Genomic DNA, 26,866 nt, shown 5'->3' with positions numbered 1-26,866 from the left:
GCGCCGCCAGGGCGGAGTGGATCGGCACGGGGTCAGAGATGCGCGAGGCGGGGGGCGTATCCGAGATCGCGCAGCGTCGCGCCCGCTTCACGGGTGAGTTCCCGGGCGCTGCCCAGTAATCCGTCCAGCACCAGCACCCGCCGGTAATGCCGGTGGAATTCGTGTTCGGCGGTGAAACCGATACCGCCGAGCACCTGCTGGCAGTGCCGCGCGGTCAGCAGCGCCGCACGGCCCGCCGCCGCCTTGGCCAGCAGCGCCCCGAGCGCGTCGGACTCCTCCGGATGCGAGCGCTGGATATCGGGATGCGCCGGATGGTGTGCGTCGCCCGGGGTGAGCGCGAGGGTGGCTTCGGCGCCTTCGATGGCGACCAGCGTCTCCGCGAGGCGGTGCCGGATCGCCTGGAAACCGGCGACCGGCCTGCCGAATTGCTGCCGCTCCAGCGCATGGGTCCGGGCCAGGGCGAGCATGGCCCGCGACGAGCCGGTCAGCCACCAGCCGAGCGCACGCCGCGCCGGAGCCAGTGGCAGCTCGACGGCGAGGGGCGGTTCGGCGGTGCCGCCGATACGTGCCAACGGCAGTTCGGGGTCGAGGAGATCACCACCGGGAACGGCTTCGGTGTTCCAGCGCACCCGGCTTCCGCCGGTGAAGGGCAGCGGGGGAGTCTCACCGAACGGCCGCCCGGCCGCGTGCGCGACCACATCGTTGATCAACGGGGCGTGCGTGCCCGTTTCGCCGAGCAACCGGAAGACCAGCGGGACAGCGATATCCGCGGTCTCCGCGCCGGTCAGCAATTCGTGCCAGCCCAGCGCGCACAGCGCGGGATAGAGCTCGGCGCCCGGCGTCGCGGCCATGGTTTTGCGCAGCGTATCGGTGAGCAGGGTCAGTTCGGCGGCATCCACCCTTATTCCTTCCCGAGATCGAGCAGGCGGCGGGCGATGATGTTGCGCTGGATCTCGGCGGTGCCGCCGTAGATCGTCGCCGCCCGGGAATACAGGAATTCCGAACGCCATGCGGTGTCGTCGAGTTCTATCTCCCCGGGCAGCAGATCCCGGGCGGTATCGAACAGTTGCTGTTCGGCGGTGGCCAGCAGCACCTTGTCGATCGAGGTGTCGGGCCCCAGCGCGGCGCCGGCGGCCAGGCGCCGCTGGGTTTCCCGGGAACGGCAGCGCACCGTGTGCAGGGCCAGATACGCGGCCCCGAGCTCGGCGTCGTCGCCGGCGGCTGTCTGATCCAGCACCCGGTCCAGCCGGGTGAAGAGATGGGCGATCCGATGCCAGAAGCAGGTGGAGCGTTCATAGGGCAGTAGATCCATCGCTACCCGCCAGCCGTCACCCGGGTTGCCGAGCATCCGGTCGCTGCCGACCACCACATCGTCGAAATACACTTCCGCGAACTCGTCCACACCGTGCATGGTCCGTAGCGGGCGGACGGTGATGCCGGGTGTGTCCATATCGACGAAGAACGCGGTGATCCCGTCGTGGCCGGGCCCGGTCCGGGTGAGCAGGACACAGCGGGAGGCGAACTGCGCCAAGCTGGTCCACACCTTCTGCCCGTTGATCACCCAGTCCGAACCCCGCGGTTCGGCCTTGGTCCGCAACGAGGCGAGATCGGACCCGGAGCCGGGTTCGGAGAAGCCCTGGCACCACTGCTCCGTACCGTCGAGCAGGCGCGGCACCATCTCCGCGGCCAGCTCGGGGCGGGCATAGGTGATCATCGTCGGCGCCAGCACTTCGATCATGGAATAGATCCCGGGCTCGGCGAGGTCGCGGGTGGCGATCTCCTCACCCAGTACGGCCCGCAGCAGCGGTTCGCCGCCCAGACCGCCGACGGCCTCCGGCCAGCCGTAGCGCATCCAGCCCGCGTCGTAGAGCGCGCGGCGCACGCGGGCCAGTTGCGCGACCTGGGCGTCGAATCCGCTCTCCGGTCCGGGGGAGAGGTCGTTGTCGTCGAGCCAGGCGCGCAACCGCGACCGGAAATCGCCGACGTCCGCTGCCGCCTCCGGCCCCGACCCGCTCATGCTGTGTCCATGGGCATGAGCGGGGCCCCTGCGTGGTGACGCTCCGCTGCCGCCTCCGGGCCTGACCCGCTCATGCTGTGTCCATGGGGTATGAGCGGGGGCCCTGCGTGGTGACGCTCCGCTGCCGCCTCCGGGCCCGACCCGCTCATACGGTGGGCCGTTCGAAGGCGTGCGGGATACCGGAATCGTGCAGGCCGCTGCGCCGGATGAACGTCATGGCCCGGGTGCGCAGCCGCCAGCCCCGATCGGTGCGCCGGTAGGTGTCGCTGTAGTAGCCGATCCGCATATCGTGGCTGGAGTGCTCGACGAAGCACAGCGGCTGGGTGCCGGTGCCCGCGTCGCCGTCCAGTTCGATCAGCGGTGTCCCGGTGAGGAACAGACCCTTCGGCGCGGCGTCCACGAGTTCGGGGAACACATCCAGGGTGTAGGTGTCGCCGAACGCGCTGTAGGTGCCGTCCGGGGTGAACACGCCGATCAGACCGTCGATATCGCCCTTGGTGATGGTCACCGCGTAGCGGGCCAGCAACTGCTGGATCTCGATGATGTCATCGGTTGCCGCCATAGACCTTTCCGCCTTTCATCACGAACCGCACCTGCTGGGTGACGGTGATATCGGCCAGCGGATCGCCGGGGACGCCGATCACGTCCGCGAGCAGTCCTTCGGCCAGCCGGCCCCGGTCCTCGACCTGGATGAGGTCGGCCGCGGTGACCGTCGCGGCGCGGAGCACGGTGAGCGGATCGAGTCCGCGTTCGACGAGGGCCACCAGTTCGTCGGCGTTACGGCCGTGCGGGATCGCGGGCGCGTCGGTGCCGACCGCGATCTTGACGCCCGCGTCGTAGGCGGCCTTCACCGATGTCCGCGCGCGCGGGAACATCTCGGCCGCCTTGGCCTGGAGTTCGGGAGCCGCCTTCGATACGTCCATCGCATCGGCCAGTCGCGTGGTGGGCACCAGGAAGGTGCCCTCGCGAACCAGCAGATCGATGGCCTCGTCATCCATCAGGAAGCCGTGCTCGATACAGTCGATCCCGGCCTTGACGGCCTCCTTGACGGCCTCCGCGCCGTGGGTGTGGGCGGCCACCCGCAGACCGCGGCGGTGCGCCTCGTCGACGATCGCGCACAGTTCCTCGGTCGAATAGTGCTGGGCCCCCGGCGCCCCGGTCAGCGACATGACGCCGCCGGATACACAGACCTTGATGAGCTGGGCGCCGTGTTTGATCTGGTACCGCACCGCCTTGCGGACCTCGTCGACACCGTTGGCGATACCCTCCTCGAGGGTCAGCTTCAGCACATCGGGGGCGAAGGCGGAGAACATCGTGGGATCCAGATGGCCGCCGGTCGGAGTGATGGCGTGACCGGCGGGCACGATCCGGGGCCCGTCGATCCAACCGGCGTCGATCGCCTTGCCCAGCGCCACGTCCAGCAGATAACCACCGGTCTTGACGAACAGGCCCAGGTTTCGCACGGTGGTGAACCCGGCGCGCAGGGTGCGCCGGGCGTTGCCGACCGCCCGCATCATCCGCAGCGGCGGATCGTCCTGCACCGACGAGCTGAGGCCGGTTTCGCCCCGGCCGCCCATCAGCAGGTTCACCTCCATATCCATGAGACCCGGTAGCAGGACGAGATCACCGAGATCGATGACCTCGCCTTCGGGCTCTCCCCCGACACCGACGATCCTGTCGCCGTCGACACGCAGGATGCCGGGACGGATGATCTCGCCGGTGTCCACGTCGAGCAGCCCGGCGGCTCGTAGGGTCAACATGTCAGACCACCGGCTCCCGCACGATGTCCAGGTAGGCCGCGCCGCTGTCGGGCACCCGGGGCTGTTTCCACACCTCCACCGGGAAGGAGGCCATCACCAGCGACTGCATCAGATGGAACAGATTGCGGGCGTCGTCGGGCAGATCGTCGAGATCGAACCGGTCGCAGTAGGCGATGGCATCCTCGAGCCGGGCCATCCCCGCGTCGTAGAACTCCTGCATCTCCGGCATCGTCGAGGCCAGCCGTTTGGCGTAGCGCTCGGGCTCGGTGGGCAGGATCCAGTCCTCGAATTTCGCGAGATCGGCGAATTCGGCAGGCAGTTTCGACTCAGTTGCCATTGCGGTACTCCTCGACTTTCTTCTGAGCGGTCTTGTGCAGGTGGCGCAGCAGGATCTCCTGGTCGTTGAGCGGGAAATCGGTGACGGTGCGGGTCGCGATCATCGTCTGCGTGGCCTCGAGGGTGTTGGCGTCCTGCAACGCGTATTCCTTGAAGGTCACCCCGGCCAGCTCCTGGGCCAGGCGATCCCGAGCGTTCTTCGCGGGCACGAAGTACAGGTTGGCCTCGAAGATGTGCTTGTTCACCGCGGTCGGCCAGTAGTGATAGGTGAGATACCAGCCCGGCGCCCAGAACAGCAGGGAGAAGTTGGGCCAGATCTCGAATTCGTCCACGCCCCAGGCCTTGTGACCGGCGGGGTTGATGCCCGCGGGCAGCGGGTCCAGGCCCTCGATATCGGGCCGGTCCCACGGGCCGAACAGACCGCTGCGCAGGATGCGCTCGATCGGCTTGACCATGTTCAGGTCCTTCGGCGGTGCCATCCCGCCCCAGGAGGAGATCATCGAATGCGGGGCCTGCAGTTCGTAGTGCAGGGCCTCGTAGCCGTAGCCGGCCAGTTTGTCGGCTTCGTCCTTGACCGCCTGCTTCATATGCAGGATCGGCGCGTGGTAGAACTCGGCGAACGCGTCGATGAACAGTTTCCAGTTACTGCCGACCTCGGCCTTGTAGCTGAACACCTCGGTCATCTCGTGGAACGGATAACCCTCCAGGCCCTTCATCATCGGGCCGAGGAAGGTGGTCAGCGGTTCGGCGTCGTGATCGAGGTTGATGAAGATGAACCCCTCCCACACCTCGCAGCGCACATCCTTGAGGCCGTAGTCGGCGCGGTCCAGGCCGAAGAATTCCTTCTCCTGCTGGACGAAGGTCAGTTCGCCCTCGAGGCTGTAGCGCCAGGCGTGGTACTTGCAGGTGAACTGTTTGCAGAAGCCCGAGGTCTCCTCGTTGGGGAAATCGTCCCAGACCAGCTTGTTACCGCGGTGGCGGCAGACATTGTGGTACGCGTGGATCTCGTCGTCGTTGCCGCGGACGATGATCAGCGAGGTACCCGCCGAGGAGAGTTCCTTGGTGAAATAGCTGCCCTTGCGCGGCAGGCGTTCCACGCGGCCGACATTGAGCCAGGTGCGCTTGAAGATCGCCTCGCGCTCGTCCTCGTAGAACTGCGGGTCGATGGAATCGCTGTAGTCGACCGGATCGGTGCCCAGGTCCGGGTAATGCTCGGTCCAGCTACCCGCTGCCGGTTTGTTGAAGTGTGCCAAGGGATTACCTCTCGTACTCGGATCGGACGCCGAAGGTGTTGAAGGCTGCGGCGAGCGTGTTGTAGGTGCCGATGGTGAAGATCAGATCCATCCGCTGGTGTTCGTCGAGTTCTGCGCACAACGCGTCCCAGGTCGCGTCGGTCAGGTTCGATTTCTCATCGATTTCGTCGACCGCGCGCAGGATCAGCCGGTCGAGTCCGGCTTCGGCCTCCCCGCGGCGCACGGCCTCGATCTCCGGTTCGGTGATGCCCTCCGCGAGTGCGGCCTCGCGGTGGTGGTTCCACTCGTAGACACAGTCCCGCAGGTGCGCGACCCGCAGGATGGCGAGTTCGCGCAGCCGGGCCGGCAACGAGGACTGGAACAGCAGGTGGACGTTCAGGGTGAGAAACGCCTTGGTCAGCGCGGGGTGCCGGACCAGTGTCGACAGAGCGTTGCTCGCCGACTCCGGATTGCGCAACCGGCGCGGCAGCATCACCCGCAGCGCGCTGTCGACTTCCTCGTCCCACCGGTCCGCGGGTAGCGGTGGTATCCGCATCGCGCCTCCTCTCGATGAGAATGATATTCTCGCTTTCGGATAACAGATTTCCACGGGATGGCCGGATAGTCAACGCGAAGGCTTGCCGAGCAGGTCGTGGGCATCGGCGGGGTCTGGGTGACAACGAAGCTCGTCCTGTCTGAACACGGTCCTCCGGAGGCTGGAGTACCCGAAAAACAGGATATTGATTCTCGATAAGTGAGAAGCTAGTTTTCATTCACCGAGAGCTACGGAATCGACCCGGTCCCCCGGGAAGGCCCCCACGCGGAGCTCGGTGTCCGGGCGGGCTGTTGTCCCGCCTGATCACGATCGGCTGGCCGATGGGGCCCAGCGCAGAAAGGACCGTCGTGAGACCGAAGCGAACAGCCGCCGCAGCACTGCTGGCCGTTGCTCTGCTCGCCACCGCAGGATGTGGAGGCCGTAGTGGCAGCGAAGTCGAGTCGTCGTCCTCGGACGACACCGTGGTCGCCGATTTCGGCGATCTGAGCGGTGTCTGCCAGGGCGGTGACGCCACCGGCTCGCCGACCCAGGGCGTCACCGACTCCGAGATCACGATCGGCGTCTTCTCCGATGTCGGCTACTCCAAGAACCCTGAATTCGTCGACGCCGCCAAGGTCTTCACCTCCTGGTGCAACGCGGCCGGCGGGATCAACGGGCGCACCATCACCACCGTCACCCACGATTCGAAGGTGATGGCCGTCCGCCAGAAGATGGTCGAGGCCTGCCGTACCGATTTCGCCCTGGTCGGCGGTGGCGCGGGCCTCGACGGCCTCGGCACCAAGGAGCGGCTGGAGTGCACCCTGCCCGATATTCCGGCGCAGGTCTCCCAGCAGCCCAACCTCGGCACCGACCTGCAGGTGATCCCGTCGCCGAGCACCTATGCCCACTACGACCCCTACAACGCCTTCCGGCAGTGGCTGACCAAGGAGGCCTATCCGCAGTCGGCCGGGGCCGTCGGGATCATCAACGGCGACTCCCCGGTGACCAAGGTCCTCGGTGACAAGGCCGTCGAATCGCTGAAGGCGATGGGCGCGAACGTCATCTACAACCAGCTGTACCCGGTGGGCGGGGTCACCGACTGGACGCCGTACGCGCAGGCCATCAAGAACAGCGGGGTGCGCGGTCTGATCTGGTACGGCGAAGACGCGCCGCTGGCCAAACTCGAGGAGAAACTGACCTCGATGGACTACAAACTGGACTGGATCGACCCGAACAACAACGCTTTCCGGCCCGACTACGTCGACCTGCTGGGCCAATCGGCGAGCTACCAGAACAACCTGGTGGATCTGGGTGGCGTGACGCCGCCGCAGCTGGCCGATCAGTCCCCGTCCATGAAGCAGCTGCAGGACCTGTACCAGAAGTACGCCCCGGACGCCGTGATGACACTGCCCGCGGTCCGCGCCTTCTCGGCCTGGCTGCTGTTCGCGAAATCGGCGAGCGCGTGCGGTTCCGAACTCACCCGCACCTGCCTGATCGATACGGCGAAGAAGGAAACCGAATGGACCGGCGGCGGGCTGCACAGCCCGAACGACCTGTCGAATTCCGACGCACCGCCGAGCTGCTTCAACGTTATGCAGGCCACCGCGGACGGCTGGAAACCGGCGGATTTCGGTGCCAACAACGGCCTGGTCCGCTGCGGCACCCCGCCCTACCGGTACACCGGCAACTACGGGGAGCCGATGACGCTCGCCGATGTCGGTAAGACCATGGCGGACGTCAAGTAACCGGCCATGGATCAATTCCTCGCCTTCGGGATCGTGGGGCTGAGCACCGCGGCCGTCTACGCCGTTATCGGCAGCGGCCTGGTGCTCACCCATACGACCACCGGAATCTTCAATTTCGCGCACGGCGCCGCCGGGATGATGGCCGCCTTCTCCTACTGGCAGCTCACCGCCGGCTGGGGTGTCCCGGTACCGATCGCCATCCCCGTGGTGCTGCTGGTGCTGGCACCGCTGTCCGGTCTGCTCGTCGAACGGGCGCTGCGGGCCGTGCAGGGTCTCGGCGACGCCGAGAAACTGGTGATGACCGTCGCGCTGCTCAGCGGTCTCATCGCCACCGCGCGCTGGATCTGGGACCCCATGGAGGCCCGGACACTGCCCACCTTCTTCGCCGGGGCCGAGCCGATCCGGCTCGGATCGGCCACCGTCAGCTGGCATCAGGCGCTGACCATGCTGGTGGCGGTCGCGGTGGCGGTGGTGTTGCGGGTGCTGCTGTTCAACACCCGCACCGGCGCGGAGATGCGGGCGACCGTCGACGACCGGGCACTGGCCGGACTCACCGGCGCGGACCCGATCCGCGCCAATCGGGTCGCCTGGATCCTCGGCATCGAACTGGCCGCGATCGGTGGCATTCTCATCGCACCGACGGTGTCCCTGGACGCCGCCACGCTCTCCCTGCTGATCGTCAGCGCCTACACCGCCGCCATCTTCGGACGGTTGCGGAGCCTGCCGATGACCTTCCTCGGCGCGGTCGTGGTCGGGCTGATGGAGAGCTATCTGACCGGGTATCTGCCGCAGAACGAGTACCTGCCGGGTCTGCGCCTGGCGGCGCCGGCGCTGCTGCTGCTGGCGGCGCTGCTGCTGTTCCCGCACGGCCGGTTGCGCGGGCGCGACCGCAAACTCAGCCCGGTCCCCACACCCTCGCGCGGCGGTGCGGTGTTCTTCGCCGGGGTGATCGTGCTGCTCGGGCTCATGGTCGCCACGTCACTGGGTGAAAGCGATCTGATCGCCTACGGGCCGATGTTCGCCTTCGGTGTGATCGCGCTGTCGTTCGTTCCGCTGTCCGGATACGCGGGGCAGATCTCACTGGCCCAGCTGACCATGGCCGGTATCGGTGCCGTCGCCTACGCGCATCTGGCGCCGGACGGACAGTGGTGGGGCCTGATCGGAGCCGTGCTGATCGCCGCGGTCGCGGGCGCGGTGGTCGCCGTGCCGGCGCTGCGCCTGTCGGGCGTGTACCTCGCGCTGGGCACCGCGGCGTTCGCGGTGATCATGGACCGGTGGATCTTCAACCTGCCCGCCTTCGAGGTGGCCGGGGTGCGGATCTCCTTCTTCGATCAAGGGTCGGTGGAGGTCGCCGGATTGAACCTGTTCGGGCTGCATCTCGATACCGTCGAGCGGGTCACGATCTTCGCGGCGGTCTGCCTGGCGGTCGCCACCCTCGGCGTCGCGGTGCTGCGGCGCGGGCGGTTCGGCCGCCGGCTCATCGCCCTGCGGGACAGCGAAGCCGCCTACGCGACGCTGGGCGGGAACCTGCTGCTGGCCAAGGTGGCGGTGTTCGCGCTGAGTGCCGGGCTGGCCGGACTGGGCGGCGCGCTGTTCGGGATGCAGATGGGGTCGGTGACCCCGGAGCAGTTCAATTTCGTGGCCGGTATGCCGATCTTCCTGGTGGCGGTGTTCGCCGGACTCGGCGCGCTGGGTAACGGCCTGTTCGTCGGCGTGGCCCTCTACGGACCGCTGCTGGCGGTGCCGGTGCTGTTCCCCTCGACCGAGAACCTGATCCATGTGATTCCGGCGCTCGCCGGTATCGCGTTCGGCGGCGGTGTGGTGAGCCACGGCGCCGTGGCCCGGATGCGGGAGGGATTCGAGGCCGCGATCCGCAACCGGTTCGCGCTGGCCGCGATGATCGGTATCCCGGTGGTGCTGTGGCTGCTGCGGCTGGCCGGTGCCGTCGACGGCTGGATCCTGTTCTGGGGTTCGGTGATCGGCGTCTTCGCGGTACGGATCTGGGCGGACAACCGGGAGCAGAAGGCGGCCGCGGGCGAAGCGGACGTACCGGTCGAATGGTGGGGTGTGAAACGCCCGTGGCGGGCGGCGGACAAGGAGGTGCTGGATAATGCCATCGCTGCTGCACGTTAGCGATATCACGGTCACCTTCGGCGGCCGCCGGGCGCTCGACGGCGCGGGATTGCGCGCCGAGGCCGGGCAGGTCACCGGGCTGATCGGGCCGAACGGGGCCGGGAAGAGCACGCTGTTCGACGTGATCTGCGGGTTGCGCCGGCCGGCGGCGGGCCGGATCCATCTGGGCGGCAAGGACGTCACCGGGCACGCCCCGGCCCGGCGGGCCCGGCACGGAATGGCCAGGACATTCCAGCGGCTCGAACTCTTCGGCCGGCTGTCGGTGCGGGACAACCTGCTCGTCGCCGCCGAACTCGGCCCGCACCGGCGGCACGCCAAACAGATCGCCGACGAGATCATCGATCGTCTCGAACTGGGTTCGCGCGCCGGTGATCTCGCCGACGCCCTGCCCACCGGTCTGGCCCGGCTGGTGGAGGTCGGCCGGGCGCTCGCCGTCCGGCCGACCCTGCTGCTGCTCGACGAACCCGCCGCCGGCCAGGACAGTACCGAAACCGACAGGTTCGCCGGACTGCTCCGCTCGGTGGCCGCCGACGGCACCGCGGTGGTGCTGGTGGAACATGATATGGGGCTGGTGATGAGCGTCTGCGATCACGTCTACGTCCTGGATCTGGGCACGGTGATCGCCGACGGTCCGCCGGATGTGATCCGCGCCGACGAACAGGTGCTCGCCGCGTATCTGGGGGCCGCATGACCACCATGCTGGAACTGCGCGGAATCCGTGCGGCGTACGGGGCGATCACCGTGCTGCACGGTGTCGACCTGAGCGTGCGGGCCGGTGAAGTGGTGGCGCTGCTCGGCCCCAACGGCGCGGGCAAGACCACCACCCTCGCGGTCGCCGCCGGAGTCCATCCGGTGGCCGAGGGCGAGCTGCGGCTCGGCGGCCGCCCGGTGAACGGAGTCGATCCGCGCGGTCTCGCGCGCGCCGGGGTCTGCCTGATCCCCGAAGGACGCGGGGTCTTCCCGAATCTGACCGTCCGCGACAACCTGCTGATGATGACCTTCACCGGCCGGCCGCGGGAACAGATCGAGGAGATCGCGTTCTCCCGGTTCCCGATCCTGGCCCAGCGGGCCGGTCAGACCGCCGGCACGCTGTCCGGCGGGGAACAGCAGATGCTGGCCCTCGCGCGCGGGCTGGCCACCGACCCCGCGGTGCTGATGCTCGACGAATTGTCCATGGGACTGGCGCCCCTGGTGGTGGGCCGGCTCTACGAGCAGGTCGCCGAGATCGCCCGGCAGGGTGTCGCGGTGCTGATCGTCGAACAGTTCGCCGCCGCGGTACTGGATATCGCCGACTCCGCGGCCGTGCTGGTCCGCGGCCGGGTCGAATATCAGGGCCCGCCCGACGCCGGGCTGCGCAACGAATTGGCCACCCTCTATCTAGGAAGTTCATCATGACCGAATCCACCCGCGCGGACCGTTTCGTCCACGAGCTCGCGGAGTTGAAGATCCCCGATCCCGCCGCCGGCCGCGGCGCGCTGTGGCTGCGGCTCGGCGTCGCCCTGCTGGTCCTCGGACCGGTGGTGACGCTGCTGGCCTACCTCATGTCGCACAACACCTCCGACGCGCTGGTGCAGCGTGACGCGCTCACCATCGCCCTGGCCGGGGTGGCACTGAGTGTGGTGGGCGCGGCGCTGTTCCTGCGCTATTCGCTGACCGGTGTGCTGCGCTACTGGATGGCCCGGCAGTCCTACGATCTGGCCCAGCTGGCCGGCCGGGTGCCCGGCGCCGCGCCGGAACAGTACGGGGAGGTCGGCGCCACGCAGCGATGAGATGTCCACGGGCACCTCGGTGAACAGCGCGGTCACCGCGGTGCACCGGAGTCACCCGAGGTGGACGGCGCAGGGCCACCGCGAGTGAACCGGCCGGGTCGCGGTGCGGTCGTGTCGGGTGTGCCGTGCCAGCACGGCACGCCCGGTAACGGCGGTGACCCATGACGAGAGGGAGTTGATGTGTCCGACGGTATGAGTTTCGAGCTGAGTGAGGACCAGCGGCTGATCCGGGATGCGGTGGCCGAACTGTCCGCCAAATTCGATGATCAGTACTGGATGGAGAAAGACCGGGAACACGAATTCCCCACGGAGTTCTATCGCGCCATCGCCGACGGCGGCTGGCTGGGCCTGTGTATTCCGGAGGAGTACGGCGGGCACGGTCTCGGTATCACCGAGGCGTCCATCCTGGCCGAACAGGTTTCGCGGTCCGGCGGCGGGATGAACGCCGCCAGTTCGATCCATATGTCCATCTTCGGTATGCAGCCGGTGATCGTGCACGGTTCCGAAGAGCTGAAACAGCGCACCCTGCCCCGGGTCGCGCGCGGTGACCTGCACGTCTGCTTCGGCGTCACCGAACCCGGATCGGGCCTGGACACCAGCCGGATCACCACCTTCGCCCGCCGCGACGGCGACCACTATGTGGTCAACGGCCGCAAGGTCTGGATCTCCAAAGCGCTGGAGTCGGAGAAGATCCTGCTGCTGACCCGTACCCAGAAGTACGAGGACGTCGAGAAGAAGACCAGCGGGATGACGCTGTTCCTCACCGATATCGACCGCGACCACATCGATATCCGCCCGATCCCGAAGATGGGCCGCAACGCGGTCTCCTCGAATGAGGTGTTCATCGACGATCTGCGGATACCGGTGGAGGACCGGGTCGGGGAGGAGGGCCGCGGGTTCGAGTATTTGCTCGACGGCCTGAATCCCGAGCGGATGCTGATCGCGGCCGAAGCCCTGGGGCTGGGCCGGGTCGCCCTGGACCGGGCGGTCCGGTACGCCAACGAACGGGTGGTCTTCGGGCGCCCGATCGGTAAGAACCAGGGCATCCAGTTCCCGCTCGCCGATTCGCTGGCCCGCCTGGACGCGGCCGAATTGGTGCTGCGCAAAGCGACCTGGTTGTACGACCAGGGCAAACCCTGTGGCCGAGAGGCCAACACCGCCAAATATCTGTGCGCGGAGGCCGGTTTCGAAGCCGCCGACCGGGCGATGCAGACGCACGGCGGGATGGGGTATTCGGAGGAATATCACGTCTCCCGGTATTTCCGGGAGTCGCGCGTGATGCGGATCGCGCCGATCAGTCAGGAAATGATCCTCAACTATCTGGGGTCGCATGTGTTGAAGATGCCGAGGAGTTACTGATGGCAGCGAAGAACGGACTATTCGATCTGACCGGGCGTACGGCGCTGGTCACCGGCGCGGCGGGCGGTATCGGTTCGGCCGTGGCGCGGGCATTGGCCGCGCAGGGGGCGGCGGTACTGGTCACCGACCTCGACGGTGACGCCGCGACGGCCGTCGCCGAGAAGATCGGCGCCGACGGCGGGACGGCACGGGCCTGCGCGTTGAATGTCGCCGATCCGGATTCGGCGGTGGAGGCCGCCCGCCAGGGCGCCGAACTGGGCGGCGGCACGCTGAATATCGTGGTCAACAACGCGGGGATCACTGCCCCGTCGATGTTCCCGAAAACCACCCCGGAATCCATGCGCAAGATCTTCGATGTGCATGTGCTGGGCACGTTCAACTGTAGCCAGGCCGCGCTGCCGTATCTGCCGGCCGACGGTACCGGCCGGATCATCAACGTGACCTCGTCCGCGGGGCTGACCGGCACCCTGGGCCAGGTGAACTACTCCGCGGCCAAGGCCGGGATCATCGGTATCACCAAGTCGCTGGCCCGTGAGCTGGCCCGGAAGAACATCCTGGTGAACGCGCTGGCGCCGCTGGCCGCGACGTCGATGACCGAAACCATCCGCACCGACGAGAAATTCGCCGAGCAGATGATCAACCGGATCCCGTTGCGTCGCTGGGCCGAACCCGATGAGGTGGCCGGTGCTTTCGTCTTCCTCGCCTCCGACGCCGCGTCGTTCGTCACCGGGCAGGTGCTGCCGGTCGACGGCGGTATGGTGATGTGATGACCTCCTCCGGCCCGCTGGCCGGGGTGCTGGTGGTGGCGCTGGAGCAGGCGGTTTCCGCGCCCATGTGCACCCGTACCCTGGCCGATTTCGGCGCCCGGGTGATCAAGGTCGAGAATCCGGCCGGCGGTGATTTCGCCCGCCACTACGACGATGTGGTGGCGGGGCAGGCGGCGCATTTCGTCTGGGTCAACCGTGGCAAGGAATCGGTGACACTGGACCTGAAATCCGACCGTGGCCTGGCCGTTCTGCATGATCTGCTGGCCCGCGCCGATGTGCTGGTATCGAATCTGGCGCCCGGTGCGACGGCGCGCCTGGGCCTTTCCCCGGCTGATCTGGCCGAGCGGCACCCACATCTGATCGCGCTGGAAATAGACGGATTCGGCACGGGCGGACCCCTTTCGCGCAAAAGGGCCTACGACCTGCTCGTGCAGGCGGAATCCGGGGTGTGCTCGGTGACCGGGCGACCCGGCGAACCCGCGAAACCCGGTCCGGCGGTCGCCGATGTGACCACGGGACTGTATGCGGCGCTGTCGATCCTGGCTACCCTGTGTGGGCGTCACCGTGACGGTGGCGCCGCGGGATCCTCCATCAGTATCAGCCTGTTCGACACCATGGCCGAGATGATGGGCTACCACCTGAACTACACCCGGCACTCCGGTGTCGAACAGCAGCCGCTGGGAATGAGTTCACCGGCGGTCGCCCCCTATGGCGCCTACGACACCGGGGACGGCCAGACCGTCGTGCTCGGCACCACCAATGACCGGGAATGGCAGCGCCTGGCCCGGGAGATCCTGGGCCGGGTGGATCTGGCCGAGGATGCCCGGTTCCGCACCAACTCCGATCGGGTGCGCAATCGTTCGCTGCTCGACGAGGCCATCGGTTCCTGGTGTGCGCGGCACACGCTGGCCGAGGTGCAGAAGGTGGCCGACGAGGCCGGAATCGGCAACTCCCGGTACAACACCGCCGCGGAGATGATCGACCACCCGCAGCTCGCGGCCCGGGATCGGTGGCGCGATATCGGCAGCCCCGGTGGTCCGGTGCCGGCCCTGCTGCCGCCGGCGGTCATCGACGGTTTCGAGCCGCCGATGGGCGCGGTCCCGGGACTGGGTGAACATACGGACGCGATCCTCCGCGAATTCGGGCGCGGCGACGCCGAGATCGCCGAGTTGCGTGCGGGATCGGTGATCGGGCCCGCCTACGCCGCGGCGAACGGCGGGCGATCGTGAGCGGGCAGCACCGGACCGTCGCCGGTGGATCCGGTCCACCGGGCACCGGCCGAGGCCTGGCGCCTACGCGCCCGACATTCGGGGACCGCCGATGAGCGCGGGGCCGGCGGCGGCCGGAACCGGCGAAGCGGGCGGGCTGCTGGTCGCCGACCGGGACGGCGTGCGCACCGTGACCCTCAACCGCCCCCAGCGCAAGAATGCGATGACCTGGGCGATGTGGCGGGAACTCGCGGATGTGCTGCGCTATACCGGCGATGACCGGGCGATCCGGGCGCTGGTGCTCACCGGTGCCGGGGGTGCGTTCTGCTCGGGCGCCGATATTTCGGTACCCGATGCCCGGCATCCGATGGACAAGATGCGGATCTTCTCCGATCTGGCCCAGCAACTGCACGACCTGCCGACCCCCTCGATCGCCAAGGTCACCGGGGTGGCGGTCGGCGCGGGCTGGAACCTCGCGCTGGGCTGCGATCTGGTGGTGGCCACCCCGGAGGCGTCGTTCGCCCAGATCTTCGCCCGGCGCGGCCTGTCGCTGGACCTGGGCGGTTCGTGGCTACTGCCGAAAATGGTCGGGTTGCAGCAGGCCAAACGTCTGGCCCTGCTGGCCGAAACCATCGACGCCGCTCAGGCCGAAGCGCTCGGGCTGGTGACCTGGGTGGTGGCGGCCGAGGAGATCGATACGTTCACCGAGGAGATCGCCGATCGGCTCGCCGCCGGACCGCCGGTGGCGCTGGCACAGACCAAGGCGCTGCTCAACGAGGGCGCCGATCTGACATTGCGGGAGGCCCTGGCCGGTGAGGCCCGGGCCCAGGGAGTCAATTTCGCTACCGCCGACGCGCCGGAAGCGTATGCGGCCTTCGCCGGGAAACGCACACCGCGGTTCACCGGCACCTGGTCGCTGCCACCGGCCGGCGGTGAGAAAAGGAGCGGGTAGATGCGGGAAGTTGTGATCGCCGGTGCGGTGCGGACACCGGTCGGGAAGCGTAAGGGCGGCCTGTCCGGTATGCATGCCGCGGACCTCTCGGCGGTGGTACTGCGCGCGTTGGCCGAGCGCACGGGGGTCGATCCGGCACTGGTCGACGATGTGATCTGGGGATGCGTCTCGCAGGTCGGTGACCAGTCGAGCAATATCGGCCGCTATGCGGTGCTGGCCGCCGGCTGGCCGGAATCGATTCCGGGTACGACGGTGAACCGGGCCTGCGGATCCAGCCAGCAGGCGCTGGATTTCGCGGCGCAGGCCGTGCTGTCGGGACAGCAGGATCTGGTGGTCGCCGGCGGGGTGGAGGTGATGAGCCGGGTACCACTGGGTGCTGCGCGCGCGACCGGGCAGCCCTACGGTCCGACGGTGCTCGCCCGGTACGACGATTTCTCGTTCAATCAGGGGATCTCCGCGGAACTGATCGCGCAGAAGTGGGGTTTCACCCGGACCCGGCTGGACGAATATTCCGCGCGGTCGCATGAACTGGCCGCCGCGGCCCAGGACCGGGGTGCCTTCACCGATCAGATCGTCGCGGTGGACGCGGCATCGGGGGAATTCACCGAAGGCGGCGAGGTGACCGCGGACGAGGGGATCCGGCGGGGTACCACCGCAGACAAGCTGGCGAATCTGAAACCTGCGTTCCAGGACGACGGCGTGATCCACGCCGGTAATTCCTCACAGATCTCCGACGGCGCGGCCGCGCTGCTGGTGACCACTCCGGAGAAAGCGGCCGAACTCGGCCTCACCCCGCTGGTGCGCTATCGAGGCGGCGCGGTGGCCGGTGCCGACCCTGTGCTCATGCTCACCGGGCCCATCCCGGCGACCGAGAAGGTACTCCGCAAAACCGGGCTGAACATCTCCGATATCGGCGTCTACGAGGTGAACGAGGCGTTCGCCCCGGTACCGCTGGCGTGGCTGGCCGAAACGGGCGCCACCGCCGAGCGGATGAATCCGCTCGGCGGTGCCATCGCGCTCGGACATCCGCTGGGTGGGTCGGGGGCGGTGCTGATGACCCGGATGATCCATCACATGCGGGACAACGGGATCCGCTACGGACTGCAAACCATGTGCGAAGGCGGCGGTACCGCCAACGCCACCGTCGTCGAACTCGTCTCCTAGGAAGATCATGCGTCGCGATCTGTTCACCCCCGACCACGAAGCGTTCCGGGACCTGGCCCGCGAATTCATCGAGAAGGAGATCGTCCCCCACTACCCGGAGTGGGAGAAACAGGGCCGGATGCCGCGGGAGGTGTTCCGGCGCATGGGCGAACTCGGCCTGCTGGGCACCGCCCTTCCAGAGCGGTACGGCGGCACCGGCCAGCGGGACTACCGCTACAACGTGGTGTTGCAGGAGGAGGCGCAGCGGGCTCTGGTGACGCTCAGCACCGTGCGCACCCAGCTCGATGTGATCCTGCCGTATTTCCTGGAGTACGCCGACGATGCCCAGCGTGAGCGCTGGTTTCCCGGTCTCGCCGACGGCAGCCTGCTGACCGCGGTCGCGATGACCGAACCGGGTACCGGGTCGGATCTCGCCGGGATCCGCACCACGGCCGTCCGCGACGGCGACCACTACGTGCTCAACGGCGCGAAGACCTTCATCACCGGCGGCCTGCTCGCCGATCTGGTGGTCGTGGTCGCGCGGACCTCCACCGATCCGGACAACCGGCGCGCGGGCCTGACCCTGCTCGTGGTGGAGGCCGGGATGGCCGGTTTCGAACGGGGCCGGGTGCTGGACAAGATGGGCTGCAAGGTGCAGGACACCGTGGAGCTGTCGTTCACCGATGTGCGGGTTCCGGTGGAGAACCGCCTGGGCGAGGAGGGCGCCGCGTTCGGGTACCTCGGCCACAACCTGCCCCAGGAGCGGATGACGGTGGCGGTGGGTTCGGTGGCGCAGGCGCGTGCGGCGCTGGCGGCGACCATCGAATACGTCAAAGAGCGCAAGGCGTTCGGTACGCCGGTGGCCTCGTTCCAGAACACCAAATTCGAACTGGCCGCCATCTCGGCCGAGATCGAGGCGGGGCAGACCATGGTGGATCGTGCGGTGCGCGATCTGGTGGACGGGGAGTTGTCCGGGGCCGACGCGGCCCGGGTGAAGCTGTTCGCCACCGAGACCCAGGCCCGGGTCGTGGATCGCTGCCTGCAACTGTTCGGCGGTTACGGCTACATGATGGAGTATCCGATCGCCCGGCTCTACACCGACGCCCGGGTGGCGCGGATCTACGCGGGCACCAGCGAGGTTATGAAAGTTATCATTGCCAAAGACCTCGGTTTGTGATGTATAGCACACTTAATAATTTGATGAGATGTGCGTCACAGATGCCCGTTCGACCCTACTGTTTCAGCAGTTGGTTTATCGAACGGAGTACCCGGTGATCGGTTCGCGGGATGAACATGGGGCTGATTGCCTACTGGACGCCGACTGTGTGGTCGGCCCGGGTCTACGCCCCGTGGATATCATGCGGGCCCACGCCCGCCGTCATCCACTACGGCACCGGCTGGCAATAGTCGCGCCGAACACACTGGACGCGGTCCGCTATGCGGGCGGTTTCATCTTCGACCGCATGATGGGCGGCTGGGAGGTGATCGCCGTGCTCACCGAACACGACGACGTACGCCCCCTGGAGATCCTCGGCGCGACCGTCCTGGATCTGCCCACCGCCATGGCTTCCCCAGTGCACGACACCTGGCCCGAGAGCGTCTTGCTGGCACCGGATGTTTTCGTGTCCGACGAATGGGTCCGCACCGGGGCCATCGCCTGCCTGGACAACGGCCTGGCCGAATTCGCGGTCTGGGGCGACGAGCTGCCCGCCGAACTCGCCTGCCGGGTCGCCTCGGCACACCATCGGCTGAGTTCGGCGGCCCAGGCGTTCAAGCGGTGCGCCCTCGGCGCGGCGGGTGTCCCCGAGTCGGGCGACGCGGATGTCGAGGTGTTCCACAGCGGTGAAGTACTGCTGGCCGACCTGCGCGGCCGGCAGGGCCTGGTCCGCGCCGTCTGAAGGTCCGGGGGAGGGCGCCGTCTGCCGGCGCCCTCTGGCGCTGTGTGTCCGTGGTCCGCCTGTTCGGTCTCGCCGGATCAGGGATTCGCGGGTAGAAACCGCTGGGCGAATTCCGACAGTTCGTCGCGCCGCGCGGCCGGGTCGGTGGCGGTTGCGCTGACGACGATCCGGCCGACGCCCTGCGCGGTGAACGCCGCCAGCCGTTCCTCGGTGAGGTCCAATCCGCTCCAGCGGGTGTACTCCAGGGAGTCGGGATCGCGTCCGGCCTGCGCCGCGGTCGTGCGGGCCAGCTCCCACTGGGCGGCCCGCTGGTCGGGTAGCAGTGCGCCGCCCGCGAAATATCCGTCGCCGCGCCGGCCCACGCGCCGGGCGGCGGCCTCGCTCGAGCCGCCCACGTGAATGGGCAGGGTCGTGGCCCGGTACGGCTTGGGGAACTGGACCAGGTTGTCGAACGAGAAGAATTCACCGTGGTAGGTGACGCCTTCCGCGTCGCCCGCCCAGAGCAGGCGCAGCACGTCGATCGCCTCGTCCGCGCGACGCCCGCGGGTCCGGAAGTCGACCCCCGTCGCCGCGGCCTCGGCCGGGAGCGCCCCCAGACCCACGGTCAGCAGACGCATCCGGCCTTTGGACAGCACATCGATGGTTGCCAGCTGTTTGGCCAGAACGACCGGATTCCGGTAGGGCAGCAGCAGTACGCCGGTGCCCAGCAGCAGCCGGTCGGTCACCCCGGCTACGAAGGCCAGGGTGTCGAGCGGGTCGAGGAACGGCAGGGCGGGGTCCACCTCGACGGTGTGCATCCGGGCACCGGGGTACAGCACCAGGTGCTCGGGCAGGAACAACCCCTCGAATCCGAGCGCTTCCGCGTGCCGCGCGTACTCCGCGATGTGGTCGGGGTCGGTGCCGAAATAGGCGGTGTTGTAGCTGAGGGCGTACTTCATGGTTCCCTTCCGGTAACTCACCCGGCGCCGAGGCGACCGGAGACGGTGCTCGGACCGTCGGCCTCAGCGGGAACCTCGTCCCGGAGTGCGGTATTCCCGGTTTCAGGGCGTGGCGACGCCGTCGGTGCCGGGGAGGCCCCTCAGCGCGACATTCGCCGCCGGGGCGATCGTCGTGCGGGGCGGCCGGGATGGTACCGGAGGTCGCGCGGCATCGGTGAATATCTCCAGCCCGCGGTAGAGCTCCGTCCCCACCCGGTCGCGGCGGTCGTCGATATAGCTTCGGCACAGATCGAAGCACCTGGTCATGGTGCCGCCCCGTAGGTTGCGGATCAGCGCGACGTCGACGACTCCTTGTTCGGCCAGCACGGCGAGGAATTCGTAGTAGTCGAGCATGGCGATGACGAACGGCTCATCGGCTTCGCCGATTTCGGCGGTGATCGGCAGGCCGGCCGCGATGCGGCGGGCCATCCAGGCGTCGGCCACCGCGAGCTGATCCGTCATCTGGAATGCCGCGATCAGTTCGACGGTGTACTGCCGGCGCTGGCCCTGCCGGTGCTGCAGCACGGTGACGCTACCGAACACCCCCGCGACGATCACCGAGGCGGCGGTCGCATCGATGGCGGTATTGGCCTGCAGGACAACGAATCCGGTGACGCCGGCCAGCGCGGTCGTCATGGTCTGGACGGTCAGCCGCAAAGGCTGGTTGAGCAAGCGCCAGCGGACTCGGATGCGACGGATACGGCGTTCGAACGCTGGTCTCACGGCTATACCTCTTGGTACCTCAGAGTGAGAAGACGGCCGAGTTCGGCTATGGGCCGGATATGGTCATCGGCACGCAGATCGATCTCGACGTCGGTACCCAGGATATAGTCGGAACCCTTGCGCGCGACCAGAATTGCCGCAGATTGCCTGCCTCGCCGATCGCCGCCTGCCGCGTCGCCGGCCGTCAGGGCCGCCAGCAGGCGGTGCGCCAGCGGATCGTCCGGGTTGCTTTTCGTCCATGCCTCTTGCATCGCTGTGACGACCTCCGGGCCGGTCAGGAGGTTTCCGTGGACAACGTAACCCTCCCCGGCATACCCGCCCGCGTAACCCCCGCATTCGCTGCCGGTCCAGGTTGCGGTGCTTCCCGTGCTGTCGACGATCCCGAGTTGGCGTGCCGCTCGGCCCGGATCGGCGTCCAGTAGCCGGGTGAGCACCTCGTCGGCGGTACGGCCGGCGCGCAGGGCGTCGAGCCCGAGTGACCGGAACGCGGCGTTGGTACGCGCCTGGGTGGCGATCGCTCCGACACCACCCTCCGCCGCGGGCACCATGGACCCCACGGCGAGATATCTGGAGGCGGTGGCGACTCCCCAGGAGCCGGTCGACGGGTCACAGGCCACGATCGAGAACGTCATCCGGCGGATGATAGAGATCCTCGATAACAGTCCGGTCATGGTCGGGAAACCGCTTCCGGGGAAGACCCCGCCGCCATCGGCGCGGCCCGCCTGTAGCTGCGGTGCGCGAAATTCGGGCAAACGTTGCAATCCTTACGATGATTGACGTAATGTCGGTCACACTGAAGTCGTGTCTGCCCGTCCGGGAAGGTTTGTCAGGCAGGTGTTCTCGCTGTCGTGCCCGAGATGAACACGAGGGCCGATATCGGTGCCGTGCACCGGCGGGTCCGGGCAATCGTCCGGCAAGGCGTGAACCGCGCCGCGCGACCCCCTCGGAACCGGCAGCACAGCAATTTCGATGAGGTATTGCAGTGGTGAAGAAGATCCTTCCGATGGGGGCACTGGGACTCGCTGCGGCGCTGGTCCTTTCGGCATGTGGCGGTTCCGGCGGGGGGACCGAACTCAGTGGCACCCAGGCCGTCGGAGAGCCGATCGTCATCGGCGCGCAGGCGCCGCTGAAGGGCGCCACGGCGTATCCGCAGAGCGGCTTCGGTATCGACGCCGCCGAGTACTACATCAACGAGGTACTGGGAGGTATTCACGGCCGCCCCATCGAGGTGGACGTGTGCAGCGGCGACGGCAGCCCGGAGACGTCGATCAACTGCGCGAACGGCTTCGTCTCCCGCAAGGTTCCGCTCGTCGTCGACGCGGTGGATCAGAGCATGGGCGCGGCGGTACCCATCCTGGGGTCGGCGAATATTCCGATCATCGGCACACTGGCCGGATCGTTCCTCGCCGACCAGGCGGGTTACGGCAAGGCGTTCTACTTCACCGGCCCGGTGTCGTTCGCCTCGTTGAGCAGTATGACCCTGTTCGATTCGATGGGTAAGAAGTCGGCGTCGCTGGCGGTCAACGAATCGCCGACCAGCCATGCCTACGTGGACGATCTGATCAAACCCATCGCCGCAAATCTCGGCATCGAGGTCAAGGTGCAGTACCCGCCCGCCGCGGGCGCGAACCTCAATGTCGTCGCCGCCACCCAGATCGCCGACGATCCGGATGTCGCCGGTGTCATCGCGCTGCCCGAGGACGCCTGCACCGACCTGTTCACGGCGCTGCGGCGACAGGGCTACCAGGGCACGATCCTGGCGGGCTCCTGCTCACAGTTCATCGAACGGATGGGAGCCCAGGGCGCCGGTGTCGTCACGCAACCGCGCCTGTGGGTGCCGCTCGCGAAGGAGTCGGCGCCACCGGAGGTCCGGGAACAGCTGGACCTCTTCGAGAAGTCGATGGAGGCGGCCGGGCACGGTGACGAACTCTCGTCCCGTTCGCTCTACACCTTCGCCGCCCTGGTCAATATCGCGAACATCCTGAACGCGGCCGGCGGCACCGAGGTCACGGCGGAATCGGTCACCGCGGCCTTCACGAAGGTCGCCGGCTTCGAATCGTTCGCGGGACCCACCGTCACCTGCGACGGCAAACAGTGGCCCGGCGTGCCGACCACCTGCAACGGCCAGGCGATCTTCTTCGAGGTCCAGGACGACGGCACCCTGGCGCCGGTGAACGAGGCCGGCTACGTCGATCTGGATCTGTCCGTACTGCCGCAGTCCTGAGCCGCGGCGACAGGGGAGCGACCCGATGGAGACGTACCTTCAGTTCGTAGTGCTCGGCCTCGGCCTCGGTGCCGTATACATCGGTCTGGCGAACGGTCTGCTGCTGGTCTACCGCTCGACCGGCATCATCAATTTCGCGCAGGGCGCCACCGCCATGTGGGGCGCGTATGTTTTCGCCCAGCTGGGCGACGACGGCACCCTGGTACTGCCGATCGGGAGCGTGCGATTCCCGGAACCGCCGCCGATCTGGGTGGCCCTGCTGATCGGGCTGCTTTCCGCCGTCGCGCTCGGACTGATCACCCACTATCTGGTGTTCCGTCCGGTGCGCGACGCGCCGGCGCTGGCGCAGGTGGTCGTATCCGTCGCGTTGATGCTCACGGTGCAGGCGCTGGTGGTCATCCGGTTCGGGCCCAACAACATCCCGGTCGAGGCGCTGATCCCGCCGGGGTCGGTGGAGCTGTTCGGCACCCGGCTCTCCTCGTCGGAACTCGTCATGGCGGCGATCATGGTGACGACATCCGTTCTGATCTGGGCATATTTCGGATTCACCCGGCTGGGTGCGGCGACCCGCGCGGCGGCCGCCAACCCGCGCGGCGCCGTCCTGCTCGGGTTCTCGCCGGACCGGCTGGCCGCGATCGCGACGGTACTGGCCGCGGTCGTCGCCACTCTCGGGGTGCTGCTCGGATCCAGCCTGACCGGTCTCAACCCGCTGAACTACACCCTGCTCGTGGTGCCGGCCCTGGCGGTGTTGCTGGTCGCCCGGATGGAATCGGTGGGTGTGATCGCGGTCGCGGCCCTGGTCCTCGGTGCCTTCCAATCCCTGGTGAACCTCTTCACCGGGAAGCAGTGGTGGCCGGAGTGGGCCGCGTCGGGGTTGGACCAGGTGGTGCCGTTCGTGGTGGTCATCGTGATCCTGCTGGTGTTCGGCAGCAGGCTGCCGTCGCGCGGGTCGTTGCAGACGATCAGATTGCCGGATGTGTCCGTTCCCCGGTTCCGCCCGGTCCCGGCGGTGGTCCTGCTCGTGGCAGTGGGCGTCGCGCTCGCTTTGTCTTCGAGCACCTACCGGTTCGGGCTGACCTACTCGATCATCCTGATGCTGCTCGCACTCTCCTACGTGGTGATCACCGGATACCTCGGGCAGATCTCGCTGGCACAGACGGCATTCGCCGGGGCGGCGGGGTTCACCCTGTCCAAGCTCACCACCGACTGGGCCATGCCGATGCCGCTGGCGGTATTTCTCGGTGCGCTGGTGGCGGCGTTGCTGGGAATGCTGGTCGCGCTGCCCGCGTTCCGCATCCGCGGCGCCCAGCTCGCCATCGTCACCATCGCGGCCGCCCTGGCCATCGAACGGTTCGTCTTCAACAACTACAGCCTGACGCCCGCCTCCGGAAATCCCATCGCCAACCCGACCCTCTTCGGGCTGAACCTCGGTATCCGGGAGGGCAGTGACATCGCCCGCCTGCCGTTCTCACTGCTGGTGCTTGCCGTCGCCGCCCTCGTCGTCTGGGCTTTCATCCGGCTCGCCTCGGGCGATACCGGCCGGACCTTCCTGGCGGTCCGGGCGAACGAGCGTGCTGCGGCGTCGGTGGGTATCGATGTCCGGCGGACGAAGCTGCTCGGCTTCGGGCTGTCGGCTTTCATCGCCGGTCTTGCGGGCTGCCTGATCGGCTACAGCGCCGGCCAGTTGTCCGCCGAATCGTTCACGGTGTTCGTGGGGCTGCAGGTGCTCGCGGTCGCGTACCTCGGCGGGATCACCTCGTTCAGCGGCGCCGCCCTCGCCGGTGTCCTCGGACCCCTCGGGATTCTCTACGTGGTGTTGCACGAGGTCCTCGAACTCGGTGACTACTACGCGCTGATCTCCGGTATCGCGTTGATCGTCACCGCGATCCTCAACCCGGTCGGGATGGCGGGCGAGGCCCGCCGGATGGCGGACCGGGTGCGGGACCGCCGACGGCCTCCGGACCGGACGCCGGAGGTCCGCGCGCGGAGTGCCGACGACACGAAAGAGGCGGTGGGACAACCATGACCGATCCGACGCCGGAGGGGCTGGCGACCGCGGACCTGACCGTCCGATACGGGGGAGTGGTGGCGAACAGCGCCGTATCACTCACGCTGCGGCCGCGGGAGATCGTGGGGCTCATCGGACCCAACGGGGCCGGCAAGACCTCGTTCGTCGACGCGATCACCGGCTTCACCGGATCCGCGGGCGCGGTGACCCTCGACGGCGCCGATATCACTCGGCTCGCACCCCACCGGAGGCGGCGGGCCGGGCTGTCCCGGACCTGGCAATCGGGTGAGCTGTTCGGGAATATGACCGTCGTCGAAAATGTCACGGCCGCACTGCGTCCCGGCGGCTTCTCCACCATCCTCACCGATCTCTTCGGGCGGCGGCGTAACCGGATCGACCCGGGTGTCACCGAAGCTCTGCGCGCGGTGGGCCTCGGTGACGTGGGCGCCGTCCTGGCCCGGGATCTGACATTGGGACAGCAGAAGCTGGTCGGTGTCGCCCGCGCGCTCGTCGGACACTGCCGGATCCTGCTCCTGGACGAACCCGCCGCCGGACTCGACAGCCAGGAAAGCCTCGACTTCGCCGAGCGGATGCGCGGTATCGCCGCGAGCGGTCCGGGCATACTGCTGATCGACCACGACATATCGCTGGTGCTGGGCGTCTGCGACCGGATCTACGTCATGGAGTTCGGGCAGATCATCTTCTCGGGGACGCCGGCCGAGGTGCGGGTGGATCCGGCCGTGATCGCCGCCTATCTGGGAGCGCCGAGGGAGGCGGCCGATGTCTGAGGCCGTGCTGGTGGCAGAAGGGCTCGTCGTCGGCCACAACGGGATACCCGCGGTTCAGGACCTGGATCTCACGGTCGCCGCCGGCGCGGTGACTACTCTGCTGGGACCGAACGGCGCCGGGAAGACCACGACGCTGCTCGCGCTCGCCGGTCTGCTACCCCTGATCAGTGGCCGGGTGACCGTACTCGGTGCCCCGGTCGACCACCGGCGGCCGCACCGGACGGCTCGGCGAGGGCTGCGCCTCGTCCCCGACGATCGCGGTCTCTTCGCACCCCTGACCGTCGCCGAGCATCTGCGCCTTGCCGCTCCCACCCCCGACCCGGCCCGGGAGAAGGCGGTGCTGGACCGGTTTCCCGCGCTGGAAGGCGTGCGCGGCAGAAGAGCCGGGCTGCTGTCCGGTGGCGAGCAGCAGATGCTGGCCATCGCCGCGGCGCTGGTGGGCCGTCCGAAAGTGCTGATGGTCGACGAGATGAGCCTGGGTCTGGCACCGATGGTCGTGCAGGACATGTTGCCGGCGATACGCACGATGGCCCGCGCGGAAGGGATCGCGGTCCTGCTGGTGGAACAGCATGTCGATCTCGCGCTGGCCGTATCCGACCACGCGATCGTGCTCAACCACGGACGCGTGGTGCTGTCCGGCGAGGCCGAACGGTTGCGCGGCGATCGGGAACAGTTGACGGCGGCCTACTTCGACGGCGCCGGCCCGCGATCGGCACCGTCGTAGCCGGGCGGCGCCCACTGGACCCGAAGGCCGCCCGGACGATCCGGCGCGGTATCGGGAGTCGCGTGCAGCACGCGGGCGGTCGCTAGATCGTCAGGTCGATCAGGATCTTCCCGATCGCCCGGCCCGAGGCCACTTCGCCGAGGGCGAGTGCCGTGTCCTCCAGGGGATGGACCGCGCCGATATGCGGAGCGACCCGGCGTTCGTCGAGGAGTTCCGCGAGTTCCTCGTCGTTGCGACGGAATTCGTCCGGCGGGACGTCCTGGAACTGGAACCCGAGAATCCGGACACCCTTGACCAGCACCAGGTTGAGCGGGATACGGGGGACGGTGCCGGAGGCGTAGCCGATGGTCACGAAGCGCCCGCCCCGGCCCAGCGCCCGCAGCGCCGGTTCCGACAGATCACCACCGACCGGGTCCAGGACCGCGGCCGCGCCCTCGGGTGCGGCCGCGCGCAGGGCAGCGCGGAGATCGTCCGCGCGGTGGTCGATCAGATGCGCCGCCCCATAGGACCGCGCGGAGGCCAGTTTCGCCGCCGAGGACGCCACGGCGATCACCTCCGCGCCGAGCGC

General features: G+C 68.1%; 27 protein-coding genes. 16 read left to right on the top strand and 11 right to left on the bottom strand.

All coding sequences use genetic code 11. From position 1 onward, the window contains the following. Positions 1 to 32: 32 nt before the first annotated feature. The 7 genes from AB0F41_RS09665 to AB0F41_RS09635 all read right to left on the bottom strand — a co-directional run bounded on the left by AB0F41_RS09665 (position 33) and on the right by AB0F41_RS09635 (position 5,901). Entirely contained in the window at positions 33 to 905 is an 873-nt protein-coding gene (locus tag AB0F41_RS09665) for an acyl-CoA dehydrogenase family protein (protein WP_357422499.1), read from the bottom strand. Further along, positions 902 to 2,017: an acyl-CoA dehydrogenase family protein gene (locus AB0F41_RS09660; RefSeq protein ID WP_357422354.1), complete on the bottom strand. Its 1,116-nt coding sequence runs from the start codon at positions 2,015 to 2,017 to the stop codon at positions 902 to 904. Before AB0F41_RS09660 ends, AB0F41_RS09665 begins: the two co-directional genes overlap by 4 nt. Before the next feature lie 145 nt (positions 2,018 to 2,162). Further along, complete coding sequence (locus AB0F41_RS09655) at positions 2,163 to 2,579, bottom strand: nuclear transport factor 2 family protein (protein WP_357422353.1); 417 nt, start codon at positions 2,577 to 2,579, stop codon at positions 2,163 to 2,165. Continuing rightward, positions 2,563 to 3,777, bottom strand: a complete 1,215-nt coding sequence (locus AB0F41_RS09650; RefSeq protein WP_357422352.1) for an amidohydrolase family protein — start codon at positions 3,775 to 3,777, stop codon at positions 2,563 to 2,565. Before AB0F41_RS09650 ends, AB0F41_RS09655 begins: the two co-directional genes overlap by 17 nt. 1 nt (position 3,778) lies before the next feature. Then, positions 3,779 to 4,114: a hypothetical protein gene (locus tag AB0F41_RS09645; RefSeq protein WP_357422351.1), complete on the bottom strand. Its 336-nt coding sequence runs from the start codon at positions 4,112 to 4,114 to the stop codon at positions 3,779 to 3,781. Then, a complete protein-coding gene (locus tag AB0F41_RS09640; RefSeq protein WP_357422350.1) occupies positions 4,104 to 5,366 on the bottom strand; it encodes an aromatic ring-hydroxylating dioxygenase subunit alpha in 1,263 nt (420 codons plus the stop codon). Before AB0F41_RS09640 ends, AB0F41_RS09645 begins: the two co-directional genes overlap by 11 nt. A gap of 4 nt (positions 5,367 to 5,370) precedes the next feature. Then, the gene (locus tag AB0F41_RS09635; RefSeq protein ID WP_357422349.1) at positions 5,371 to 5,901 is read right to left on the bottom strand and encodes a carboxymuconolactone decarboxylase family protein; all 531 of its coding nucleotides are present in this window, start codon (positions 5,899 to 5,901) and stop codon (positions 5,371 to 5,373) included. A 347-nt stretch (positions 5,902 to 6,248) separates the two neighbouring features. On the opposite strand from AB0F41_RS09635, the gene AB0F41_RS09630 reads away from it, so the two are divergent. The 12 genes from AB0F41_RS09630 to AB0F41_RS09575 all read left to right on the top strand — a co-directional run bounded on the left by AB0F41_RS09630 (position 6,249) and on the right by AB0F41_RS09575 (position 18,854). Then, entirely contained in the window at positions 6,249 to 7,625 is a 1,377-nt protein-coding gene (locus tag AB0F41_RS09630) for an ABC transporter substrate-binding protein (protein WP_357422348.1), read from the top strand. A gap of 6 nt (positions 7,626 to 7,631) precedes the next feature. Continuing rightward, entirely contained in the window at positions 7,632 to 9,758 is a 2,127-nt protein-coding gene (locus tag AB0F41_RS09625; RefSeq protein ID WP_357422347.1) for an ABC transporter permease, read from the top strand. Beyond that, the gene (locus AB0F41_RS09620; RefSeq protein WP_357422346.1) at positions 9,736 to 10,449 is read left to right on the top strand and encodes an ABC transporter ATP-binding protein; all 714 of its coding nucleotides are present in this window, start codon (positions 9,736 to 9,738) and stop codon (positions 10,447 to 10,449) included. The genes AB0F41_RS09625 and AB0F41_RS09620 overlap by 23 nt, the downstream gene beginning before the upstream one ends. Continuing rightward, positions 10,446 to 11,153 (top strand): ABC transporter ATP-binding protein, encoded by a 708-nt coding sequence (locus AB0F41_RS09615; RefSeq protein WP_357422345.1) that lies wholly within the window; start codon positions 10,446 to 10,448, stop codon positions 11,151 to 11,153. The genes AB0F41_RS09620 and AB0F41_RS09615 overlap by 4 nt, the downstream gene beginning before the upstream one ends. Then, complete coding sequence (locus AB0F41_RS09610; RefSeq protein WP_357422344.1) at positions 11,150 to 11,527, top strand: hypothetical protein; 378 nt, start codon at positions 11,150 to 11,152, stop codon at positions 11,525 to 11,527. The genes AB0F41_RS09615 and AB0F41_RS09610 overlap by 4 nt, the downstream gene beginning before the upstream one ends. A gap of 192 nt (positions 11,528 to 11,719) precedes the next feature. After that, complete coding sequence (locus AB0F41_RS09605; protein ID WP_357422498.1) at positions 11,720 to 12,886, top strand: acyl-CoA dehydrogenase family protein; 1,167 nt, start codon at positions 11,720 to 11,722, stop codon at positions 12,884 to 12,886. Next, the gene (locus AB0F41_RS09600; protein ID WP_357422343.1) at positions 12,886 to 13,653 is read left to right on the top strand and encodes an SDR family NAD(P)-dependent oxidoreductase; all 768 of its coding nucleotides are present in this window, start codon (positions 12,886 to 12,888) and stop codon (positions 13,651 to 13,653) included. The genes AB0F41_RS09605 and AB0F41_RS09600 overlap by 1 nt, the downstream gene beginning before the upstream one ends. Continuing rightward, positions 13,653 to 14,882, top strand: coding sequence for a CaiB/BaiF CoA-transferase family protein (locus tag AB0F41_RS09595; protein WP_357422342.1), 1,230 nt, complete (start codon positions 13,653 to 13,655; stop codon positions 14,880 to 14,882). The genes AB0F41_RS09600 and AB0F41_RS09595 overlap by 1 nt, the downstream gene beginning before the upstream one ends. Positions 14,883 to 14,973: 91 nt before the next feature. Next, positions 14,974 to 15,813, top strand: a complete 840-nt coding sequence (locus tag AB0F41_RS09590; RefSeq protein ID WP_357422341.1) for an enoyl-CoA hydratase-related protein — start codon at positions 14,974 to 14,976, stop codon at positions 15,811 to 15,813. Further along, positions 15,814 to 16,977, top strand: coding sequence for a thiolase family protein (locus AB0F41_RS09585; RefSeq protein WP_357422340.1), 1,164 nt, complete (start codon positions 15,814 to 15,816; stop codon positions 16,975 to 16,977). 7 nt (positions 16,978 to 16,984) lie between these two features. Further along, complete coding sequence (locus tag AB0F41_RS09580; RefSeq protein WP_357422339.1) at positions 16,985 to 18,133, top strand: acyl-CoA dehydrogenase family protein; 1,149 nt, start codon at positions 16,985 to 16,987, stop codon at positions 18,131 to 18,133. Positions 18,134 to 18,305: 172 nt separating this feature from the next. Further along, complete coding sequence (locus AB0F41_RS09575; RefSeq protein WP_357422338.1) at positions 18,306 to 18,854, top strand: hypothetical protein; 549 nt, start codon at positions 18,306 to 18,308, stop codon at positions 18,852 to 18,854. A 77-nt stretch (positions 18,855 to 18,931) separates the two neighbouring features. Here the strand turns inward: AB0F41_RS09575 and AB0F41_RS09570 are convergent, their stop codons facing one another. From AB0F41_RS09570 to AB0F41_RS09560, 3 genes are all read right to left on the bottom strand, one after another. Beyond that, positions 18,932 to 19,792 carry a TIGR03619 family F420-dependent LLM class oxidoreductase gene (locus AB0F41_RS09570; RefSeq protein WP_357422337.1) on the bottom strand — a complete coding sequence of 287 codons (861 nt, stop codon included), beginning with the start codon at positions 19,790 to 19,792 and terminating at the stop codon, positions 18,932 to 18,934. 102 nt (positions 19,793 to 19,894) lie between these two features. Beyond that, positions 19,895 to 20,554, bottom strand: a complete 660-nt coding sequence (locus AB0F41_RS09565) for a hypothetical protein (RefSeq protein WP_357422336.1) — start codon at positions 20,552 to 20,554, stop codon at positions 19,895 to 19,897. Between the two features lie 2 nt (positions 20,555 to 20,556). Then, entirely contained in the window at positions 20,557 to 21,186 is a 630-nt protein-coding gene (locus tag AB0F41_RS09560) for a DUF1028 domain-containing protein (protein ID WP_357422335.1), read from the bottom strand. Between the two features lie 350 nt (positions 21,187 to 21,536). On the opposite strand from AB0F41_RS09560, the gene AB0F41_RS09555 reads away from it, so the two are divergent. The 4 genes from AB0F41_RS09555 to AB0F41_RS09540 are packed head-to-tail and all read left to right on the top strand — an operon-like array spanning position 21,537 to position 26,298. After that, entirely contained in the window at positions 21,537 to 22,778 is a 1,242-nt protein-coding gene (locus AB0F41_RS09555; protein WP_357422334.1) for an ABC transporter substrate-binding protein, read from the top strand. A 25-nt stretch (positions 22,779 to 22,803) separates the two neighbouring features. Next, positions 22,804 to 24,804 (top strand): ABC transporter permease, encoded by a 2,001-nt coding sequence (locus tag AB0F41_RS09550; protein WP_357422333.1) that lies wholly within the window; start codon positions 22,804 to 22,806, stop codon positions 24,802 to 24,804. Beyond that, positions 24,801 to 25,574 (top strand): ABC transporter ATP-binding protein, encoded by a 774-nt coding sequence (locus tag AB0F41_RS09545; RefSeq protein WP_357422332.1) that lies wholly within the window; start codon positions 24,801 to 24,803, stop codon positions 25,572 to 25,574. The genes AB0F41_RS09550 and AB0F41_RS09545 overlap by 4 nt, the downstream gene beginning before the upstream one ends. Further along, on the top strand, positions 25,567 to 26,298 hold the full coding sequence (locus AB0F41_RS09540) for an ATP-binding cassette domain-containing protein (protein WP_357422331.1): 732 nt from the start codon (positions 25,567 to 25,569) through the stop codon (positions 26,296 to 26,298). Before AB0F41_RS09545 ends, AB0F41_RS09540 begins: the two co-directional genes overlap by 8 nt. An 82-nt stretch (positions 26,299 to 26,380) precedes the next feature. Here AB0F41_RS09540 and AB0F41_RS09535 read toward each other — a convergent pair. Beyond that, on the bottom strand, positions 26,381 to 26,866 hold a 486-nt coding region (locus AB0F41_RS09535; RefSeq protein ID WP_357422330.1), incomplete at its 5' end, for a zinc-binding dehydrogenase.

The organism is Nocardia sp. NPDC024068, from assembly GCF_040638875.1.
Lineage (GTDB): Bacteria > Actinomycetota > Actinomycetes > Mycobacteriales > Mycobacteriaceae > Nocardia.
Note: the sequence above shows the minus strand (reverse complement) of the source record. Positions and strands in the feature narration are given on the sequence as shown.

What these genes read in the sequence shown, in the direction of transcription:
- AB0F41_RS09540 (WP_357422331.1), top strand. Translation starts at nt 25,567, where the DNA reads ATGTCTGAGGCCGTGCTGGTGGCAGAAGGGCTCGTCGTCGGCCACAAC.
- AB0F41_RS09595 (WP_357422342.1), top strand. Translation starts at nt 13,653, where the DNA reads ATGACCTCCTCCGGCCCGCTGGCCGGGGTGCTGGTGGTGGCGCTGGAG.
- AB0F41_RS09645 (WP_357422351.1), bottom strand. Translation starts at nt 4,114, where the DNA reads ATGGCAACTGAGTCGAAACTGCCTGCCGAATTCGCCGATCTCGCGAAA.
- AB0F41_RS09625 (WP_357422347.1), top strand. Translation starts at nt 7,632, where the DNA reads ATGGATCAATTCCTCGCCTTCGGGATCGTGGGGCTGAGCACCGCGGCC.
- AB0F41_RS09660 (WP_357422354.1), bottom strand. Translation starts at nt 2,017, where the DNA reads ATGAGCGGGTCGGGGCCGGAGGCGGCAGCGGACGTCGGCGATTTCCGG.
- AB0F41_RS09650 (WP_357422352.1), bottom strand. Translation starts at nt 3,777, where the DNA reads ATGTTGACCCTACGAGCCGCCGGGCTGCTCGACGTGGACACCGGCGAG.
- AB0F41_RS09605 (WP_357422498.1), top strand. Translation starts at nt 11,720, where the DNA reads ATGAGTTTCGAGCTGAGTGAGGACCAGCGGCTGATCCGGGATGCGGTG.
- AB0F41_RS09560 (WP_357422335.1), bottom strand. Translation starts at nt 21,186, where the DNA reads ATGACGTTCTCGATCGTGGCCTGTGACCCGTCGACCGGCTCCTGGGGA.
- AB0F41_RS09620 (WP_357422346.1), top strand. Translation starts at nt 9,736, where the DNA reads ATGCCATCGCTGCTGCACGTTAGCGATATCACGGTCACCTTCGGCGGC.
- AB0F41_RS09570 (WP_357422337.1), bottom strand. Translation starts at nt 19,792, where the DNA reads ATGAAGTACGCCCTCAGCTACAACACCGCCTATTTCGGCACCGACCCC.
- AB0F41_RS09610 (WP_357422344.1), top strand. Translation starts at nt 11,150, where the DNA reads ATGACCGAATCCACCCGCGCGGACCGTTTCGTCCACGAGCTCGCGGAG.
- AB0F41_RS09590 (WP_357422341.1), top strand. Translation starts at nt 14,974, where the DNA reads ATGAGCGCGGGGCCGGCGGCGGCCGGAACCGGCGAAGCGGGCGGGCTG.
- AB0F41_RS09600 (WP_357422343.1), top strand. Translation starts at nt 12,886, where the DNA reads ATGGCAGCGAAGAACGGACTATTCGATCTGACCGGGCGTACGGCGCTG.
- AB0F41_RS09635 (WP_357422349.1), bottom strand. Translation starts at nt 5,901, where the DNA reads ATGCGGATACCACCGCTACCCGCGGACCGGTGGGACGAGGAAGTCGAC.
- AB0F41_RS09655 (WP_357422353.1), bottom strand. Translation starts at nt 2,579, where the DNA reads ATGGCGGCAACCGATGACATCATCGAGATCCAGCAGTTGCTGGCCCGC.
- AB0F41_RS09545 (WP_357422332.1), top strand. Translation starts at nt 24,801, where the DNA reads ATGACCGATCCGACGCCGGAGGGGCTGGCGACCGCGGACCTGACCGTC.
- AB0F41_RS09585 (WP_357422340.1), top strand. Translation starts at nt 15,814, where the DNA reads ATGCGGGAAGTTGTGATCGCCGGTGCGGTGCGGACACCGGTCGGGAAG.
- AB0F41_RS09580 (WP_357422339.1), top strand. Translation starts at nt 16,985, where the DNA reads ATGCGTCGCGATCTGTTCACCCCCGACCACGAAGCGTTCCGGGACCTG.
- AB0F41_RS09615 (WP_357422345.1), top strand. Translation starts at nt 10,446, where the DNA reads ATGACCACCATGCTGGAACTGCGCGGAATCCGTGCGGCGTACGGGGCG.
- AB0F41_RS09550 (WP_357422333.1), top strand. Translation starts at nt 22,804, where the DNA reads ATGGAGACGTACCTTCAGTTCGTAGTGCTCGGCCTCGGCCTCGGTGCC.